This window comes from Streptomyces sp. TLI_55 (assembly GCF_900206255.1).
GTDB classification, from domain to species: domain Bacteria; phylum Actinomycetota; class Actinomycetes; order Streptomycetales; family Streptomycetaceae; genus Streptomyces; species Streptomyces aquilus.
Map to the genome: position 1 here is coordinate 5,437,341 of NZ_OAOJ01000001.1, position 18,273 is coordinate 5,455,613.

At 70.8% G+C, this 18,273-nt stretch carries 18 protein-coding genes; 14 read left to right on the forward strand and 4 right to left on the reverse strand.

The features are described 5' to 3' along the window. Nucleotides 1–131: 131 nt before the first annotated feature. The 10 genes from CRP56_RS25085 (at nucleotide 132) to CRP56_RS25130 (ending at nucleotide 8,129) form a co-directional block, all read left to right on the forward strand. Nucleotides 132–803 carry a hypothetical protein gene (locus CRP56_RS25085; RefSeq protein ID WP_143664939.1) on the forward strand — a complete coding sequence of 224 codons (672 nt, stop codon included), beginning with the start codon at nucleotides 132–134 and terminating at the stop codon, nucleotides 801–803. A 708-nt stretch (nucleotides 804–1,511) separates the two neighbouring features. After that, nucleotides 1,512–2,237 carry a hypothetical protein gene (locus CRP56_RS25090; protein ID WP_097267582.1) on the forward strand — a complete coding sequence of 242 codons (726 nt, stop codon included), beginning with the start codon at nucleotides 1,512–1,514 and terminating at the stop codon, nucleotides 2,235–2,237. Between the two features lie 17 nt (nucleotides 2,238–2,254). Beyond that, complete coding sequence (locus CRP56_RS25095) at nucleotides 2,255–3,124, forward strand: hypothetical protein (protein WP_097267584.1); 870 nt, start codon at nucleotides 2,255–2,257, stop codon at nucleotides 3,122–3,124. Continuing rightward, the gene (locus tag CRP56_RS25100; RefSeq protein ID WP_097267586.1) at nucleotides 3,121–4,428 is read left to right on the forward strand and encodes a CpaF family protein; all 1,308 of its coding nucleotides are present in this window, start codon (nucleotides 3,121–3,123) and stop codon (nucleotides 4,426–4,428) included. Before CRP56_RS25095 ends, CRP56_RS25100 begins: the two co-directional genes overlap by 4 nt. A 2-nt stretch (nucleotides 4,429–4,430) precedes the next feature. After that, nucleotides 4,431–5,426: a type II secretion system F family protein gene (locus CRP56_RS25105; protein ID WP_097267588.1), complete on the forward strand. Its 996-nt coding sequence runs from the start codon at nucleotides 4,431–4,433 to the stop codon at nucleotides 5,424–5,426. Then, a complete protein-coding gene (locus CRP56_RS25110; protein ID WP_179851113.1) occupies nucleotides 5,423–6,346 on the forward strand; it encodes a type II secretion system F family protein in 924 nt (307 codons plus the stop codon). The genes CRP56_RS25105 and CRP56_RS25110 overlap by 4 nt, the downstream gene beginning before the upstream one ends. Before the next feature lie 112 nt (nucleotides 6,347–6,458). Beyond that, nucleotides 6,459–6,710 (forward strand): hypothetical protein, encoded by a 252-nt coding sequence (locus CRP56_RS25115; RefSeq protein ID WP_059193204.1) that lies wholly within the window; start codon nucleotides 6,459–6,461, stop codon nucleotides 6,708–6,710. A gap of 55 nt (nucleotides 6,711–6,765) precedes the next feature. Next, the gene (locus CRP56_RS25120; RefSeq protein ID WP_097274434.1) at nucleotides 6,766–7,215 is read left to right on the forward strand and encodes a TadE family protein; all 450 of its coding nucleotides are present in this window, start codon (nucleotides 6,766–6,768) and stop codon (nucleotides 7,213–7,215) included. A 3-nt stretch (nucleotides 7,216–7,218) separates the two neighbouring features. Next, nucleotides 7,219–7,662 (forward strand): TadE/TadG family type IV pilus assembly protein, encoded by a 444-nt coding sequence (locus CRP56_RS25125; protein ID WP_373559678.1) that lies wholly within the window; start codon nucleotides 7,219–7,221, stop codon nucleotides 7,660–7,662. A 50-nt stretch (nucleotides 7,663–7,712) separates the two neighbouring features. Continuing rightward, entirely contained in the window at nucleotides 7,713–8,129 is a 417-nt protein-coding gene (locus CRP56_RS25130; RefSeq protein WP_179851332.1) for a pilus assembly protein TadG-related protein, read from the forward strand. A gap of 105 nt (nucleotides 8,130–8,234) precedes the next feature. On the opposite strand, the gene CRP56_RS25135 is transcribed toward CRP56_RS25130, so the two are convergent. Beyond that, on the reverse strand, nucleotides 8,235–10,088 hold the full coding sequence (locus CRP56_RS25135; protein WP_097267592.1) for a sigma factor: 1,854 nt from the start codon (nucleotides 10,086–10,088) through the stop codon (nucleotides 8,235–8,237). A gap of 259 nt (nucleotides 10,089–10,347) precedes the next feature. Between CRP56_RS25135 and CRP56_RS25140 the strand changes: the two genes are divergently transcribed. Both CRP56_RS25140 and CRP56_RS25145 read left to right on the forward strand, forming a co-directional pair. Then, nucleotides 10,348–10,761 carry an SsgA family sporulation/cell division regulator gene (locus CRP56_RS25140; protein WP_097267595.1) on the forward strand — a complete coding sequence of 138 codons (414 nt, stop codon included), beginning with the start codon at nucleotides 10,348–10,350 and terminating at the stop codon, nucleotides 10,759–10,761. Nucleotides 10,762–10,885: 124 nt separating this feature from the next. After that, nucleotides 10,886–11,353, forward strand: a complete 468-nt coding sequence (locus CRP56_RS25145) for a hypothetical protein (RefSeq protein WP_097267597.1) — start codon at nucleotides 10,886–10,888, stop codon at nucleotides 11,351–11,353. 103 nt (nucleotides 11,354–11,456) lie between these two features. On the opposite strand, the gene CRP56_RS25150 is transcribed toward CRP56_RS25145, so the two are convergent. Genes CRP56_RS25150 through CRP56_RS25160 form a run of 3 tightly spaced genes read right to left on the reverse strand, consistent with a single transcriptional unit; the run spans nucleotide 11,457 to nucleotide 14,225 of the window. Then, nucleotides 11,457–12,479 (reverse strand): hypothetical protein, encoded by a 1,023-nt coding sequence (locus CRP56_RS25150; RefSeq protein ID WP_097267599.1) that lies wholly within the window; start codon nucleotides 12,477–12,479, stop codon nucleotides 11,457–11,459. 49 nt (nucleotides 12,480–12,528) lie between these two features. Beyond that, the gene (locus CRP56_RS25155; RefSeq protein ID WP_373559763.1) at nucleotides 12,529–13,521 is read right to left on the reverse strand and encodes a hypothetical protein; all 993 of its coding nucleotides are present in this window, start codon (nucleotides 13,519–13,521) and stop codon (nucleotides 12,529–12,531) included. Nucleotides 13,522–13,580: 59 nt separating this feature from the next. After that, the gene (locus tag CRP56_RS25160; RefSeq protein ID WP_097267602.1) at nucleotides 13,581–14,225 is read right to left on the reverse strand and encodes a hypothetical protein; all 645 of its coding nucleotides are present in this window, start codon (nucleotides 14,223–14,225) and stop codon (nucleotides 13,581–13,583) included. 338 nt (nucleotides 14,226–14,563) lie between these two features. Between CRP56_RS25160 and CRP56_RS25165 the strand changes: the two genes are divergently transcribed. Together CRP56_RS25165 and CRP56_RS25170 are read left to right on the forward strand one after the other, a co-directional pair. Beyond that, nucleotides 14,564–17,524, forward strand: a complete 2,961-nt coding sequence (locus tag CRP56_RS25165) for a BTAD domain-containing putative transcriptional regulator (protein ID WP_097267606.1) — start codon at nucleotides 14,564–14,566, stop codon at nucleotides 17,522–17,524. Next, nucleotides 17,521–18,246: a prepilin peptidase gene (locus tag CRP56_RS25170; protein ID WP_097274443.1), complete on the forward strand. Its 726-nt coding sequence runs from the start codon at nucleotides 17,521–17,523 to the stop codon at nucleotides 18,244–18,246. Before CRP56_RS25165 ends, CRP56_RS25170 begins: the two co-directional genes overlap by 4 nt. Nucleotides 18,247–18,273: the final 27 nt, after the last annotated feature.

Below are 18,273 nucleotides of genomic sequence, written 5' to 3' on the forward strand. Positions count from 1 at the left end.
CCGTCGTTGGTCCCGCCGGTGTCGTCCTGGATCTTCTCCGGCGGCTCGGCAGCGGTGACCGGGCGCATCGTTCAGGTCGGTAAGGTGCGGGTTCGCAACGGCCGGCCGACTCACGGGGAACGCGCGTACGCATGGGCACTCAGGACATATCGACCGTAGGCCCGGAAGGGGGTCGTCCGGAAACTGGCGGCCCGGGCCTGGGCCTTGGCTTCCAGCCCACCCCGCCTCCTACGCGCAACAGCCTCAAGTGGGCGCTGCTCCTCCCCCTCCTCGCGGTGCTCGCCGGTGTCGTCACGCAGTATCCGTACGGTGGTCTCTGGATCGGCGTCATCTTCATCTGCGGCCTGGCCGCCACCGCCGCCATCCTCGCCGGAGGCGTCTGGCACCGGGCCGGGGCCGCGGTGCTCGCTACCGCCGCGGTGTTCGCGCTGAGCTTGTTCGCGGGGCCCGCCTTCTACGAGACGTATCTGAAGCAGGCGGGCGAGAAGACGGTCGGCGCCGTCGTGGACACCGGGGAGAAGCGGGGGCTCAAGCGGGGCACCGTGCTGGATGTGTGCCGGGTCGTCGCCACGTCGGGCAAGGTGTGGGATCTGTCCGCCGACCAGAACTGTCACGGGCAGTTCGAAGCGGGGCAGCTCGTCGTCGTGTTCGAGGATCCGCTCGGCGTGCTCGACCCCTGGGTGGAGGCACGCCCTGGGGAGCGGAAGCTCGATGCCCTCAGCCTCGGCCTGACCGGGGGGCTGTTCCTGGTGACCGGTGGGGTGCTCTTCTGTGCCGGGCAGCGGCGCCGCGCCGGTCGGTGAGGTGTGAGGTGCATGTGCGCTCCGCGCCATCGGCGGCAGCGACACGGCGACCGGGGCGGACGGCGGTTCGGTGGCCCAGCTGCGGTTCGTTCGACGTATGCCTGTTGATCACTCGGCGGGGTGAACCCGCCCTGGGCAGCCCGGCTTCGAGTTCTGCGGCCCTGGATGAAGCCGTTCGGGCAGTAGGCCGCCGGCTTGGCGAGGTCCTTCACCGCCGCCTCGGCCTTGCCGCCCGCGTAGGTGGCGAGGGTCGTGTGGGTGGTCGTCGTCGAGGATCGGGTCATGGGCCGGTGGAATCAGTGAGGCCTCGGGGAACCGCTTCGGTGAGCCGAGGGAGAGCAGGGCGCGGCGGGTTCACGCCCTCGTGAGCGAATCGTGCAGGCCTCATGGGCAGACCGTGACGATGGGTGCTTCGTGAGGACGATGGGGTAGGGCAACTCGATTCGCGCACGCACAGTGGGCGGCGAGCCTCCAGGCCGGGGACAACTGGGCTGGAGGGGCCTTCAGTTGCAGATGGATAGCGGGGGGCGAGGTGATGCGTGCTACGTCGGACGCGCCTTGAGGGGCTTATGTGCGGCTGATACGGTGCCATGGCTTGACACTCACCCCACCGATGGCTATTCGCATGAGTCGAGTGGACCTGGGTGAAGTGTCCTAATTTCCAGCTTATTTGGCAGACTTTTTCTTGGGTGTACGGGGAGCGGTTGCGTGAAGATCCAAGAGCGTACGGGGGCGGGTCAGGGTCGTTCCGCCGCTCCGGCTCAGCCGTCGGTCGGTGACCGCCTTCCCACACCGCCTCGCGAGCGCAAACCGGCGTTGGCCGCGTTGGCGGTGCTGCTGATTCTGGTGGGGGCGCTGGGCGCGACCATGCTGGTGTTGCAGGCCGGGGATCGGATCGAGGTCGTCAAGGTGACCGAGGAGATCCCTGTGGGCGGGAAGGTCACCGACAGTGACGTGACGTCGGTGATGGTCGCCGAGGACTCCGCCATCAACTACGTCAAGTGGTCGCAGCTGGGCACCCTGAAGACGCTGAAGGCCGTCACGACCATTCCCAAGGACACGGTCGTCATGGGCCAGATGTTCGGCGACGAGGCGGGCGCCTCCGCGGGCAAGACCCTCGTCGGTCTCTCCCTCAAGGCGGGCCAGTTCCCGGCGGGCATCAAGGTGGGCGACACCGTCGCCGCCTACCGCGTCGCCGACGGCGGCTCCCGCGGCAACAGCTCCGCTTCCACTTCGGGCAACAGCGACTCGGTGCTCGTCGACAAGGCGACCGTGACCAACGTGCCGAAGGCCGACAGCGACGAGATCGTCGGCAGCGCCAACTCCGCCTACACCCTCGCCGTCGACAACGACCAAGCCGCCGCCCTCGCCCAGGCCGCCGCCAACAGCCAAGTCGTCCTCGTCCTCGTCCCCGGCAACAACAGCAGCAACTAGAAGGCGGCCCCACACCCATGGCGCTCATCGCTCTCGCCGCCGACAAGGGTTCCCCCGGCGTCACCACCGCAGCCGTCGCCCTCGCCGCGGTCTGGCCGCGGCGTGTCCTGCTCGCCGAGACCGACCCGGCGGGCGGCGACCTCGTGTACCGCAGTGCCGCCGCGCACGGAGGCCCGCTCAACCCGAACACCGGCATGCTGTCCATCGCCGCCACCGCGCGCCGCGGTCTGGTCCCCGACCAACTCTGGGATCACGTCCAGCCGTTGAGCGGCGGACTCGAGGTGCTGGTCGGTCTCGGGAACGCCGAGCAGGCCGCCGGTCTCGCCGGGCTCTGGCCGACCCTCGGCCACTCCTTCGCCGCCCTCGCCGAGTCCCCGCACGCCGCCGCCGACGTCATCGCCGACTGCGGTCGCATCGCCGGTGAGACTCCCGTCGTAGACCTCTTCCCGCATGCCGCGCTCGTGCTGCTCATCTCGCGTACCGAGCCGGAGGCCATCGCACGGGTGCGCGACCGTGCCGCCGCCCTCGGCAACCGGCTGCACGGCGGTCAGCGCGGCGTCGCGACCATGGGCAACCCGATGATCGGTGTCGTCCTCGTCGCGGACACCAACAACGCGGCGAAGATCGCGGGCCAGGTCAACGACATGCTCGTGCACGCCCAGACCGGCGCCCGCGTCGTCGGCACCATCGCCGACGACCCCGCCGGCGCCGACCAGTTGGCCGGCCGCAAGCGTGGGCGCCTCGACAAGTCGCTGCTCATCCGCTCCGCCCGCAAGGTCACCGCCGACCTGTACCAGCAGTACGGCGCCGCCTGGTCCGTACCCACCCAGGCTCAGCAGGGCTCGATGCACGGCCAGATGCACGGCCATGCGGAGGCCGGGCGATGACCGCTGTCGACCATCAACTGGTCAAGCGGTTCCGGCAGGACGCCGGTGACCGGATCGCCGAGCAGCGGCGTCAGGACCAGGTCGCCGGGGTCACGCCGATGTCCGGCGAGGACGAACGGCACTACGCCCGCGCGGTCATAGCCCAGATCCTCGAGGACTACGCCCGGACGGAGATCAACGCCGGGCGTACCCCGCTCGACGCGGAGACCGAGGAGCAGTACGCCGCCGCCGTGCACGCCGCGCTGTTCGGCGTCGGGCGGCTTCAGCCCCTCCTCGACAACCCGGACGTCGAGAACATCGACATCAACGGGTACGACCAGGTCTTCGTCGGCTACTCCGACGGCCGTGAGGTCACGGCCGACCCCGTCGCCGAGTCCGACGAGGAGCTCATCGAGCTCATCCAGGTGCTCGGCGCGTACTCGGGTCTGTCGTCCCGCCCCTTCGACTCCGCCAACCCGCAGCTCGACCTCCGTCTCCCGGACGGCTCGCGTCTGTCGGCGGTCATGGACGTCACCCGGCGCCCGGCCCTCTCCATCCGCCGCGCCCGCATGGGCAAGGTCTTCATCTCCGACCTCGTGGGGAACGGCACGCTCAGCCCGGAAGTGGCGCACTTCCTGGCCTGTGCCGTCCGCGCCCGCAAGAACATCATGATCGCGGGCGCGACCAACGCCGGTAAGACGACGCTGCTGCGGGCCCTCGCCAACGAGATCCCGCCGCACGAGCGCCTCATCACCGTCGAGCGCGCGCTGGAGCTCGGCCTCGACACCTTCCCCGACCTGCACCCCAACGTCGTCGCCTTCGAGGAACGCCTGCCCAACTCCGAGGGCCAGGGCATGATTTCGATGGCCGAGCTGGTCCGCCGTTCGCTGCGTATGAACCCCTCCCGCGTCATCGTCGGTGAGGTGCTCGGCGACGAGATCGTCACCATGCTGAACGCGATGTCGCAGGGCAACGACGGCTCGCTGTCCACGATCCACGCCAACAGCTCGCACGAGGTCTTCAACCGTATTTCCACGTACGCGCTCCAGGCCGCCGAGCGACTGCCCATCGAGGCCAGCCAGATGCTCATCGCGGGCGCCGTGAACTTCGTCGTCTTCATCCAGCGGCGCAACAACTACCAGACGGGCGGCCGCCTCCAGCGCATGGTCACCTCGGTCCGCGAGGTCAACGGCGTGGACGGCCGGGTGCTGTCCAGCGAGGTGTTCGCCGAGGCGCACGACGGCCGGATCGTGCCGCACGCGCCGATCGCCTGCGTGGAAGACCTGATCGCACAGGGCTACCGGCCCACGGGAACGTGGGGGTAATCATGAATCCTGCAATCAATCTGGCGGCTTTGGACTCGCTCGGCACGATGGGCGGCCTCTTCTCCACCACCGTCCTCTACTCACTGGCTTGCGGCGTCGCCGTCGGCGGCGGTCTCGCGCTGTTCCTCGTCGCCGTACGCGGCCTGCCGGCCAAGCCCGAGCACGAGAAGCAGAAGGCCGCCGAGCGGGCGAGCGAGCTGATCCGGTTCGCCGGACAGCGCGGATCGCTCGCCGCCATCGTCGGTCTCGTCGTCCTCCTGCTCACCCGCTGGGCCGTCGCCGGTATCGCGGCCGGTGTGCTCGTCTTCTTCTGGGACCGGCTGTTCGGCGGCGCCGCGGAGGAGCGGGCCGCCATGCGCCGGGTGGAGGCGCTCGCCTCCTGGACGGAGTCCCTGCGCGACACCATCGCCGGCGCGGTCGGCCTGGAGCAGGCCATCCCGGCCTCCGCGCGCGCGTCGGCCCCCGTGCTGCGCCCGCACCTGGACGCCCTGGTCGACCGGCTGCGCGCCCGCACTCCGCTGCCCGACGCGCTCCAGCATCTCGCCGACGAGATCGACGACGCGTCCGCCGACATCATCGTCGCCGCCCTCATCCTCAACGCCCGCCTGCGCGGCCCCGGTCTGCGGCAGGTGCTCGGCGCGCTCGCCAAGTCGGCGCGTGAAGAGGTCGACATGCGGCAGCGTGTGATGGCGCAGCGGTCCTCGACGCGCCGCTCGGTGCAGATCGTCGTCGCCGTCTCGATCGCCTTCGTGCTGGGCCTGTCCATCTTCAACCGCGACTTCGTGGAGCCGTACGGCACGGCCGTCGGCCAGCTCGTACTCGCCTGTGTCTGCGGCCTGTTCGCGCTCGGCTTCTGGTGGCTGCGCAAGCTGTCGACGATCGAGACGCCCGAACGCTTCCTGGTCAAGGACGAGTCGTCGGTCCAGTTCGTCCGGCCGCGCAACCCGTCGTCCCAGTCGCCCCAGACGCTTCAGCAGGAAGAGGGGGTACGTCGATGAACCTGACCATGCCGCTGGTCGTCGGCGCCGTCATCGGCCTGGGCATCTATGTCCTCGTCCGCGCCCTGATGCCGTCGAAGCGGAGCGCGATCGCGCAGGTGGCGCGGATCGACGCGATGCGGGCGCGCGGGGCGTCGTACGAGTCCGCCCGCTCCGCCGCCGACCAGGGCCGGCTCGGCTCCCTGCGGGCCGATGTCGGCCTGCGCGTCGCCGAGTTCTACCTGCAGCAGGGCTGGGAGCAGCGGTCGCTGCGCGCGGACCTCGCCGTGCTGGACCGCAGCTGGGAGAAGTTCCTCGCCACGAAGGTGCTGCTCGGGGTCGCGGGCCTGTTCTTCGGGCCGTTCCTGTTCGCGGTGGCGTGGACGCTGAGTCTGGGCAGCAGCCCGATCATCCCGGTCTGGCTGGCGCTCACCTTCGGGGCGATCTTCTTCTTCCTGCCCGATCTGGAGGTACGACGGGACGCCGCCGAGAAGCGTCGTGACCTGCGGCGCGTGATCGGGGCGTACCTGGACCTGGTGTCGATGAGCCTCGCCGGCGGCCGCGGCCTCCCCGAGGCCCTGATGGCGGCGGCCGAGGTCTCCGACGGCTGGGCCACCCAGCGCATCCGCAACGCCCTCGCCGACGCCCGCATCACCGGCATCAGCCAGTGGCAGGCGCTGGGCGCGCTCGGTGAGGAGCTGGGCGTGGAGGAGCTCAAGGACCTGTCCGCCTCGCTCGCCCTGGTGGCGGACGACGGCGCCAAGGTCCGCGAGTCCCTCGCCTCCCGCGCCGAGACCATGCGGCACCGTGAACTCGCCGAGATCGAGGGCAGCGCGGGCGAGAAGTCGCAGTCGATGCTCGTGGCCCAGCTGCTGCTGTGCGCCGGCTTCCTGGTGTTCCTGATCTTCCCGGCGGCCATGCGGGTCTTCCAGGTCTCCTGAAGCCCTTGGAGCCCTGAAGTCCCTGAAACCTCTGAAGCCCCCTGGGCCGTCTCCACAACTGCTGCCAACCGCTGTACCGAGAGGACAACACATCATGAACGGACTGAACCGACTGAACGGACGGAACTTCAGCACCGGGATCCCGGCGGTGGACTTCCTGGTCACCTTCCTGAGCGCGCGCGTCGAGCGGGCCCGCTCGGGCGAACTGGACCGCGGTGCCTCCGCGGTCGAGTGGGTCATCATCTCCGCGGTCGTCGTGGCGATCGTCGGCGTCGTCGCCGCGATCATCAACGCCGCCCTGAGCGACGGCGCCAACAAGGTCGGCGACTGCATCAAGGGTGCCGACGCGGGCAAGACCTGCTGATCTCACTGACGACGGGGGCGAGTTGACGGGGTTGCGCGTGGGCCGGTGCGTGGACGTGGGCAGATGGGTGCGCCGCAGGGTGCGGACGGCTCGGGAAGAGGCGTCCGCCCGCGGCGACTCCGGCATGACCGCGATCGAGTTCGTGCTGCTCACCCCGGTGTTGTTTTTCATGATCTTCGCGACGGTCCAGTTCGCGCTGTACTTCTTCGCCGACCACGTCGCCCAGGCGGCGGCCCAGGCGGGCGCCCGCAAGGCCCGCGCCACGGCCGACGCCCAGCCGGGCGGCTGGCGCGGGGAGGCGCAGGACGTCGTGGACAGCTACATCAGCCAACTCGGCCCGCAGCTGGTGCTGTCGCCGCGGGTGACGATGCTCCAGCCCGAGCAGAACACGGTGGGCGTGGAGATCACGGCGAAGGTGCCGACGGTGTTTCCGGGCCTGGACCTGACGGTGCATGCGCAGTCGCAGGGGCCGGTGGAGAGGTTCGTCCGGGAGGACGGGAACTAGACGATGAAGTCCTCCATGCGCAGGGTGGCCGACCGGCTCGGCCGCCGCTTCGGTCACGGTGACCGGGGGTTGTCCACGGTCGAGGTCGTGATCCTCGCCCCCGTGATGATCCTGTTCATCCTGGTCCTGGTCGCCTTCGGGCAACTCGTCGACGGCCGCGGCGCGATCGACGGTGCCGCGCGTGACGCGGCGCGTGCCGGGTCGATCCAGAAGGACCACGCGACGGCGATGTCCGAGGCCCGCAAGGCGGCGGAGGCCGACCTCGCCGACGTCTGCTCGGGCCCGGTGACGGTCAACCAGACGAGCGCGGGCTTCGAGGCGGCCACGTTCTTCACGGTGGAAGTGAGCTGTCAGGTAAGGGGATTGGCGATGCTCGGCCTTGACGTCCCGACGACCCTCACCGCGAGCTTCAGCTCCCCACTGGACCCCTTCCGGAGGACGGCGTGAACGGCGTGCGGGACCGTGTCGTCGGCTGGCTGTCCGCCCGCCGGTCCGCGATGGACGACCGTGGCTCGGGCGCCGGCGCGGTCATCATCTTCGCGCTGGTCTTCCTCTCCCTCTCGGCCTTCGTGATCGACGGCGGCCTCTCCATCAGCAAGCGCGAGCGCGCCGCCGACATCGCCGAACAGGCCGCCCGTTACGCCGCCCAGGACATCGACCTCGAATCCCTCTACGACGACGAGAACGGCCCCGCCCCGATCAACTTCGGCAACTGCGACGCCCGTGTGAAGGCGTTCGCCCGCGAGATGAACATGTCCGGCGCGGACATCGCCGCGACGCACTGCGTGGCGGCGGACGCGGAACAGGTCGAGGTCGAGGTGCAGTTGACGTACTCGCCGGTGTTCACGGGGATGTTCTACGGCGGGGATGTGGTGGTGCATGGGCAGGCGGTTGCGGAGAACGAGGTGGGGTGAGGCGGCGCGGGCGCGAGTGAGGGTGCGGCTGCTGGTACGGGTGCGGGCGCCGAGCTGGGAGCTCGGCGCCCGAGGCGTTCGGGTCTGCCTTTGACGCCGGGGCGCTCAGTCCTGGGCGGGTGAGTCGGGGCCTTCTGGGTGGGGGCAGCCGTCTCCGGGGGCGGTGGGCTCGGGGGCGTTCGGCTCGGGGTCGGGGTCGGGCGTGGGGTCTGCCGTGACCGGGGGTTCGGTGGGCTCGGGCGTCGTCGTGGTGGGCGGTGGCGTGGTCGGGGGCGGGGTGTACGCAGGGGGGTCGGCCGAGGGGTCGACCGGGGCGGGGTTCTCAACAGGCGGCGGGTTCACGGGAGCCGGGGACACGGGGTCGGGGTCCTGTGGGTTGGGGTTGGGATTCGGGTCCGCCGGGGGCGCGGGATCCGGCACGGGGGAGGGGGCGGGCACGGGAGTGGGGGTCGGTGTGCTCGGCTCGCCGGGAGGCGCGGGCTGCTCTGGGGTGTTGTCGGCGGGGGGTGCCGGTTCGGCAGGGGTGCCGTCGGCGGGGGGTGCGGGCTGTTCTGGGGTGTTGTCGGCGGGCGGTGCGGGCTGTTCTGGGGTGTTGTCGGCGGGCGGTGCGGGCTGTTCTGGGGTGTTGTCGGCAGGAGGCGTGGGCTGTTCTGGGGTGTTGTCCGCAGGAGGCACGGGCTGCGCCGGGGTGTTGTCGGCGGGCGGTGTCGGCTCCTCGGGGGTGCCCTGTGCCGGAGGTTGGGGCTTCTCCGGAGTGTCGTCGGTCGGAGGCGCCGGCTGTTCCGGGGCAGGCTCGGTCGACGCCGGAACGGAGTCGTCCCCCGGCCCCCTCGGAGCCGCCGCAGGTTCATCGCCGCCGTGCGTACGCGTGCCGACCGACGCCCCGCCACCTCGCTGAGCACTGGCCGCCCGCACCGACGTACTGTCATCGTCACCCCGCGCGCCCGCCACCGGCGCGTCGGCCACCGGCGTACCAGCCCCCGGCCCCACCACTCTCGGCCCCTTCGCCACCGGCACCCGCCCCACCGGCGCCTCCGCGACAGGCGTCCGCTCGGCCGGAGTCGGAGTGGAGTAGCCCGGGCCGAGGGCGAGGATGAGCACGGCGGCGCTCGCCACCACCGCACCGGCCGCCGTAGCCGCCTTGGCACCCCCGGCCGTGACATGGCGTACCCCGTCGAGCACCCCGCCCTTGACCCCGCCGGCCCCCACAGTCGCCGCCGTGAGCAGGTACTTGCCCGCACCCCCCACCGCGAACACCAGCAGCGCAGGCCCGACCAGGGCGGGCAACCGATCGTTGGCGCTCATCAGCGCCGCCAGCCGCGCCCGGCAGTCGTCGCACCCGTCCACGTGCCCGAGCAGTCGCGCGGACTGCCGTTCCGTGGCGGCACCCCGCACATACGCGGGCATCCGCGCCCAGTGCACCTGGCAGGCGGGATCATCCGGCGCCCCGGTCTGGGTGCGGAGAAACGCCTGCCGCATCCCTTCCCGTGCACGGTGCAACAGCACAGCCGTCGCCCCGTCCTTCGTCCCCACCTGCGGCCCGATCGCCGCCAACGGCTGCCCTTCCGCCTCCGCCAGCCACAACGCCTTGACCCATCGCTCGGGCAACTGCCCCAGCACCCGCACCAGTAGATCGACGACGGACACCCGCTCCGCCGGATCGCCGCCCTCCGGTGCCTGCGCCTGCGCCGGGACCACCTCCCGAGGCGTCTCCCGTACGGCACTTCCGGCGGCGGCGCTCGCGAGATGCCGCACCGTCGTCATCAGATACGCGGGCACGTTCTCGATCTCGTGCCCCTCGGCCAGCCGCCGCCACACCCTGAAGTGGGCCTCGGCGACGAGGTCTTCGGCGTTCCAGGAGTTCCGCGTGAGGGAGCGGGCATACGCGATGAGGCGTGGCTGCTGCTCCTCGTACATCCGGGCGTAGGAGAAGGGCGAAGCAGTGGAACCGTCGGACATGGCGGAACGCTCCAGGGGCCTGCGTGGGGAGGGGCAGGGATGGGTTTGTCTGCGTAGATGACAAAACTTTCAATCAAAGTTTCAGACGTCACGGAAAGTGACACAGATCACATCAACATCTTGCGCAACCGGCGTAATGCACAGCCCACTTGCGTGCTCGTACAAGTAGGCCGGACATCACCCGCCGTCCTGCCCGCTCTGCCCGCCCTGCTCCCTGCTGTACGCCATCCGCCCCACCCCGCAACGGAGACCGCCCACCATGTCCATCACCCTGGAACAACCCACCGGCGCCCGCCTGCTCACCCCCGACGACGAGGAACTGGCGGTCACGTTGACCCTCCGCTACACCTCGGCGGACCCGCTGGCGGTCCATCTCGCCTTCCCCGCATGGATCTCGCTCGACGGCGAGGAACTGACCTGGACCTTCGCGCGCAGCCTGCTGGAGGAGGGGCTGGGCAGCCCGGCGGGCGTGGGGAACGTACACGTCCGTCCGTACGACCTGACGCGCACGGCGGTGGAGTTCCGCGCGCCGGAGGGCGTGGCGATCGTCCTCTTCGCCACGACGACGCTCCGCCGCTTCCTGCTGCGCTCGTACCGGATCACGGAGCCGGGCGGCGAGCCGGTGGGGCCGGAGCTGGAGCGGGACCTGGCGTCCTTGCTGGACGGCGTATGAGCCCGGCCTGCTCGCAGTACTTCCGAACCACGGGAAACCGCGTACGAGGTACGACCGTCTGCGCGCGGAGTCGGACGTCTCGCGGTTCGGTGACGAAAGAAAGCATGGGCAGCGAGGGACCGGCATGACGTCGGCGTGGAACTGGGAAACCGGCAAAGGCCTGCTCGGCATGGACGACCCCGCTGAGGTCGACGCCGCGCTCGACCGCAACGACGACCATCTGGGCGCGGCAGTGATCGGCCTCGCTCTCAACTGCCCGCCGGAAGTGGTCTCCCCGCGCATCATCCGCGCCCTGGAACTGCTGCCCGGCCCGGGCCGTGACTTCCCCTTCACCGCGATCGCCCACCTCGCCCGCCTCGACGGCCGCCTGACCCCAGAGCTGTACGAGGCCCTGCGCGCCGAGGGCCTGGGCCGCGCCGCCGACCACGCGATCGACGACACGCTGTCGTTCGTACCCTTCCGGGACCTGCCCCCGTGGCTGAAGCGGCGGTGGGTGTACGTGACGGTGACGGAGACACTGCTGCGCTGGATGCGGCCGCTGGAGGCCGTCAGCGAGGCGTGGCGAGCCGTGCGCGGTCGCCGCCGACCCTGACGCGCCCGCACGCGCACCAGCACCCGCACCCGGATCGGGGCGAGCCCTCCCTGAGAATCAGGTCAGCGCGCCGCCGTGCAGCCGTCGTACCCGCGCAGCCCGTTCACCGGGAATCGACATGCTGCCAATCGAGAGCCGTGATCCGCGCAGCCGTCGGCGTCAGTTCGGCAATGCCCTTCCCTTCGAACCTGTCGGTGATCAGGTCGCCCCTGACGGCGCCGAGCGCGGACTGTTCCTCGCTGGGCACGAGTGAACGGCTGGAGCGGTAGGCCTCCTTCACCAGGATTTCCTGGGTGTGCGCGAGCGGGAAGAGGGCAAGGACCCCGCCGTCCGCGGTTCGCAGCGCGTACACGCTCGGGTCGGCCGGGGGCTTGGCGAAGAACTTCTTGGTGGCGATGCCGTCGGCCGTGCCTTTGGTGCTGCTGTCCTTGTAGGTCTTCACAGCCTGCTTCACCAGCGTCGTGGAGGCGAGGTTCTTGCCCGCCTTCGCGCCCCCGGTCTCGAGGAGGTCCTCGTAAGCGGCGCCCACGTCGGACGGGGCGAACTTGCCGACCTTCGCGTCGGGGTTCACGGCTTCGGCGAGGCCGTTCTTGTCGAGCGCGAGCTCGGGCAAGGCCTCTCCGTCCTCGGCCCACACGGTCAGCACCAACTTGTAGGCGCCGTTCACCTTGTCGAAGACCATGAGCGACGAGTTGTGCCCGGCGTCGCTGGACTTGGCCCGGACGGCGAACCAGGTGGCCGTTCCCTTCGCCGGGATCGCGTATTGCCGATCCTGGTAGGTGAAGGGGGAGCGGTAGGCCTTCTGGTCCTTCTGCGAGAGGGTCGGTACGAGGGTGTAGCTCGCCTTGTCCATGGCGTAGAGCTGACCGGCCTCGACCGTGCCCAGAAGCGGCTTGTCCAACGCCGCGTTGGCCTTGTTGTTGACCTTCTCGTAGTCGTCGACCACCGCGGCGGCGGCCTTCGCGGTCAGTACGCCCTGAGGCGTGGCGGCGCTCGCGGACGCGTCACCGTTCGCGCCGTCGGCGTCCGAGCCGCCGCCGCATGCGGTGAGGGTGACCATGGCGACCGCGGTGGTCACGCCGAGCGCGGTTTTGGTCACGCGGCGGGTGCGGGTCGGGGGCGTCATCAGGGTTCTCTTCTCTTCAGCGGGCGGGGCACAGCCGGTTTCTGCCAGGTCAGCGGTTGATCGCCTGGATCTCCTGGACGTTCATGTCCTGCGTTGTCTCGAAGGTGCCGTCGGGGAGGTCGCCGCCGGTGCCGCCTGCGCCCTCCCAGGTGATCTGCCAGGTCACCGACGCGGAGAGGCGGTACGGCGTGCCGTTCGTGGCCTTCAGGTAGCGGATGCCGCAGGGCGGGGTCTTGTCGGCGTCGCCTGTGGAGTACGGGGTGCCGATCGAGCCGTCCGCGTTGATCTCGCAGTCGCCGGATGCGGGGAAGGTCTGGGCGTCCTCCGTGCCGGGGTTCAGATGCAGCGCGACCGGTTTGGCCGTGGTCTCCGCCCACAGCCCCGTGTTCGGGAGTTCGGCGCGGACCTTGACCTCCTGGAAGGTGCCCTTGTCCAACCAGACCCAAGTCGGCAGATTCACGGTGGACTTGGTGGCCGGCTTCAGCTCTACGGCTGTCTCGGGGACCTTGACCTTGTTGTAGGCGTAGTCCGCGAGCGTCTCTGGCGTGGGGGCGTTCGGGTCGTCGGGGATGTCACCGGCGTTCTGCCAGAACATGAGGCGGTTGCAGAGCTTCGTGTCGTCGATCGAGTTGACGTCCGGGGCGACTCCGTGCCAGAAGTAGCCCTTCTTGCCGAGGTTGTAATTCTTGTAACCCTTCACCATGGACGGCGTGCCGAAGTAGTTGTTGGCGTCCTTCTCGTCCCTGAAGTGGTCGGTCCACAGCTCCGACCCGATCCAGCCCTGGCGGATGCTGACCTGGCCGTTGCCGTTGGTCTCCGCGAAGGTCTTAAGCTGTTCGGGGGTGAAGAGGGGCTCGTACCAGCAGGGCGGCGGTTCCCAGTTCAAGTCCGTTGAGGACAGGGTGCCGCGCTTGCCACCGGTGGAGCCGCTGACCTGGGTGACTTTGATACGGGACTGGGAGGCTTCGGCAGAGATCTCTTCGCCTTCGACACCGCCGTAGGTGCCGCCCGTCCCGATCGCGTTGGCCGGCACGGAAGTCAGGAGAACGGAGGTGAGTGACGCGAGCGTCAACGGGAGGAGCGCGTGCTGCGGTCGCACCGTCAGCAACCGCCCCGCTGCGAGTGGACGGTGTCGGTCAACCACACGCCCTGCTCGTTCCGCACGATCGTGATGGTGTAGGAGACCTTGGGGTCCGTGCCCGAGGGGTTGCCTGCGACCGTGCCCGTCTTGCGTTCCTTCGAGTACGCCTTGCTTTCGTCGGTGCAGTAGCTCAGTGACGCCACCCCCTCCTTGGCGAGGATGACCTTCGGGTCGTACACGGGCAGCTTGCCGACGACCGAGAGGTCCTTGTCCGTGTACGTCTTGATCCATTGCTGAGCCTGCAGCAGGCCGGGCTTGGTGGTGTAGAAGGCAGTGGCCTCCCCGCCGTCAGGCTCGTCGGCGATGATCGCCGCGTACCCGGCCCGGAGTTCCTCCCTGGCGTCGTTGAGCACGGCCTGCTTGGCGGCGTCGCTGCTCGTCCAGTCCGCAAAGGTGAGCTGGAAGCTGCTCGGGATCGTGATCTTCGGGCGCTTGACGTCGGAGGAGGCGGATGCGGACGCCGACGCCGACGGACTGCTCGCCCCCGTATCCGCCCCCTTGATGTCATCCGACGACGAGTCGTCACCCCCACCACACGCGGAAAGCAGAAGCGCCGCCATCGTGGCGAACGCGGCGGCGGTGACGGGCAGGGTGCGGCGGGCCACGATGGATCTCCCCCGAGGTTCGGCGTGTGCAATAGACAACGAAGCTATCAGGGGCGGGTAATGCACCCTTGCGGGGCTGCGGGGGATTGTGTGGGGAACGTGAGGGTGTCGCGTGGCAGTCGCGAACGGTGCATATGGCTCACGGGGTGAAAGCAGGGCAACTCCGGCTTGTCCGGCAGGTCGTGAGGAACTGATCGGGGAGTGCGAGCGGGGTTTTCCACAGGGCCTGCCCGCTCTTCGACGCCGTACATAAGATCTCTGTACGCTCAGTGCACTTCCGCACTCCCACGTAACTCCCTCGTATCCACCCCCTCCTCACACGACCCAGGACACCCGCCATGCCACGACGCCGCAGCTCAAGCTCGTCAAGCTCGACGGGAAACACGACCGCCTCGTCCACCCCGAGGAACCGCACCCCGCAGCCCGTGCGGATCCGGCGGCGTACGTTCGGGGACTTCGTGAAGGCGTTCCTCGCGTTCGTGGCGCTCGCCGCCCTGGTCGTCGGAGTCCCGGGCGCGCTCGCCGTGACGGTCGGGTGGCCGTTGCCGAGCGGGATGCCGAAGCTGGAGTGGCTGCAGAACGAGATCACCGTCGGCACCTTCCTCCACATCCTCACCGTCATCGTCTGGCTCGCCTGGGCGCAGTTCACCGCCTGTGTGCTCGTGGAGATAAAGGCAGCCGTCTCGGGAGTCGGGGTGCCGGGGCGCGTCCCGGGCGCCGGGCCCAGTCAGATCCTCGCCCGGCAGCTCGTCGCCGCGCTCCTCCTCGTCGGCGCCACGGCCGCCAGCCTCACGCCGGGGCTGTCGCAGATCGGGCAGCACAGTCTCGACGGGAACCAGCGCGGCACCGTCGCCGCCGCCCAGCAGACCCCCGGCCTCTTCGCCCAGCAGCAGGAGCAGGCGGCCAGCACCGCCGCCGCCCTCGCCGAGCAGGCCTCCCAGGCCGCCGCCCACGCGGACGCGCAAGGCGGCAGCACCGCCAAGTCCGGCGACACGAAGTACTACCGGATCCAGCCCCCCGAGGGCCGGCACCACGACTCCCTCTGGGAGATCGCCGAGCGCCACCTCGGCGACGGCCGCCGGTACAAGGAGATCTTCGAGCTCAACAAGGACCGCGTGCAGCCCGACGGCTCCAAGCTGTCCGAGGCCAGCCTCATCCGCCCCGGCTGGATCATGGAGATGCCGGGCGACGCGCGCGGGGGCGACCTCGTCGAGATGCCCGAGGCCGCCGGTGGCTCCGCCGCCCAGCAGCAGCTCCACGACTACGGCAAGACCGGAGACCACGCTCAAGGCGACCACGCCCAAGGCGGCGGCGCCTCCCATGTCTCCCTCCCCGAACAGCGCCCCGCCCCCGACCAGCAGCCCAGCCACGAGCAGCACCACCAGGCCGCTTCCTCCAGCGAGGAATCCTCCTTCGGCCTGCCCCAGGCCCTCATCGGCGCCCCCCTCCTCGCCGCCGGCCTCCTCGGCGCCCTCGGCCGGCGTCGCCGGCAGGCCCTGTGGCAGTCGGCCTTCGGTGCCGTCGGCGGGCGGCGCGGCATGGAGCCGCCCACGCCGACCGGGGACGCCGCAGACGCGCAGGACGCCCTTCTCGTGGGCGCCGACCCCGAAGGCGTACGACTGCTCGACCGCTCCCTGCGCGGACTCGCCGCGTCCCTCGGTGCCGAGGGGCGCCCGTTGCCCACCGCGTACGCGGCCTGGCTCAGCGGCAACGGTGACCTCCACCTCCAGCTCGCCCAGCCGTCCGGCAATCCGCCCGCGCCCTGGCAGCTCGGGCAGGACCAGACGTTCTGGATGCTCGCCCGCGCCGACGCCGAGCGCTACGAGGACGTCGACGCCGCCGCCCCGTACCCGGGCCTGGTCAGCCTCGGCACCATGGACGACTCCCGGCTGCTGCTGAACCTGGAATCCGTGCCCGGCCTCGTGTCCCTCTCCGGCAGCGAGGCCGACCGCGCCGCCGTCTTCGCGTCCGTCGCCGCCGAACTCGCCACCAATGGCTGGTCGGACCGCATGACCATCACCCTCGTCGGCTTCGGCGAGGACCTCACGGCGCTCGCCCCCAACCGGCTCCGCCACCTCGACGGCATCGACGACCTGATCGAGACGATGGACGCCGAGACCCGGCAGCGGCGGGGGGCCCTGGGCGCCGCCGGTCATGACTCGGTCCTCACCGGGCGCACCGGGCCCGCCCAGCACACCCGTTGGGCTCCGCACCTCGTCCTCCTGGCCGCCGAGCCGTCCGCCGACGACGCGATGAAGCTCGCCGAACTCGCCGCCGACGCCAGCCGTCTCGGCATCGGCTACCTCGTCGGCACCGAGAGGGGCGATCTGCCCGGCGCCGCCTGGGAGATGGAGGTCACCGGCGAGGGCAAGCTGCTCGCCCCGCTGCTCGGCCTCGAACTCGAAGCCCAGCTGCTGCCCGTGCCGTTGCAGCGCGCGGTCGTCGAGCTGTTCGTCGAGTCCGACCCGGAGCACGATCCGCAGGGCCCGACGACCGCACCGCCGTTCCTCGTCGACATCAGCGAGCAGGGGCGGCCGGCCGTCTACGCGCGACTCGTCGGGCCGTACGAGATCATCGGCCTCGACACCCCGGACGGCGACCGGAGCGCCCTCCTCCACGAGGCGCTCGCCCTGCTGCTCCTGCACCGCGAGGGCGTTCACCCGCGCGTGCTGTCCTCGGCGCTGTGGCCGCGCGGTGTGACGGACGACGTCCGCGAGGCCCTGCTCGACCGGCTGCGCGCCTGGCTCGGCACCGACCCGGACGGCACCCCGCGCCTCAAGGCCGACGCGACCGGGCGGCTCACGCTCGCCAAGTCCGTCGTCTCCGACCTCGACGTGCTGCGCTCGCTCTACCACGAGGCCACGCAGGGGCGGGGCGTCGACAGCCGGGTCGTGCGCGGCCGGCTGCTCACCGACGCGCTCGTGCTGGTGCGCGGTCCGCTCCTCGCCGACCGGCCGGAGGGGCGCTACCGCTGGCTCACCCACGAGATCATCGACGCCCAACTCCCGCTGCTGGTCGCGGACATCGGCCTTGCGCTCTCCGAGTTCCACCTGGTCAAGGACCGCGCGGAGAAGGCCATCGAGGCGCTCAACGCGGCCCTCAACTCCGCGCCCGGCGACGAGCGCCTGTGGCACGAACTCCTCCGCGCCACCCACTCCACCGGCGACACCGCCCGCCTCCAGGCCCTCGCCGCGGACCTCATCGCCCGCAGCGGCGCCCGCGGGCTGCCGCCGCGCACCGAAGCGCTGCTCGACGAGCTGCTGCCGACGTGGCGCGACGGCGTCGCGGCCGTGGGATGAGCACCTGGCTCCTCGTGGCGGCCGCCGCGCTGTGGGGCGCGGCGGCGGGCGCGCTGCTGCCGACACCCGCCTACCGGTTCTCGGCACCCGCGGGGGAGCCGTGGCGGGCGGCGTGCCCCGGCGGGCATCCGGTACGGGGGTGGCTCGGCCGCGGCCGCTGCAGCCTCTGCCCCCAGTCCTACGGCCCCTCGACCCCCCTCCTCTCCCTCGTCACCGCCCTCGTCTGCGCCGCCCTCGCCGCCGCCACCGGCACCCGGCCCGAGATCGGCGTCTGGCTGCTGCTGGCACCGGTCGGAGTGCTGCTCGCGGTCGTGGACCTGAAGGTGCAGCGGCTGCCCGACCCGCTGACCCTGCCCTTCGCCGGGGCCGCGCTCGCCCTGCTCGGCGCGACGGCGTTCGTGCCCGAGCACACCGGCGACTGGCTCCACGCCCTCTACGGCTCCCTCGCCCTCGGCGGCGGCTACTTCGTGCTCTTCCTCATCAACCCGGCCGGCATGGGCTTCGGCGACGTGAAGCTGGCGCTCGGGACGGGAGCGGTGCTCGGCTGGTACGGCTGGGCGACGGTCATGCTGGGGACGTTCGCCGGGTTCCTGCTGGGGGCGCTGTACGGGGGCGCGCTGATCGTCGTACGGAAAGCGGGGCGCAAGACGGCGATCCCGTTCGGCCCGTTCCTGATCATGGGGGCGTTCCTGGGCGTGCTGATCGGGGCGTACGCGGCCTGACGTCGGTCCGGAAGACGGCCTGGCGTA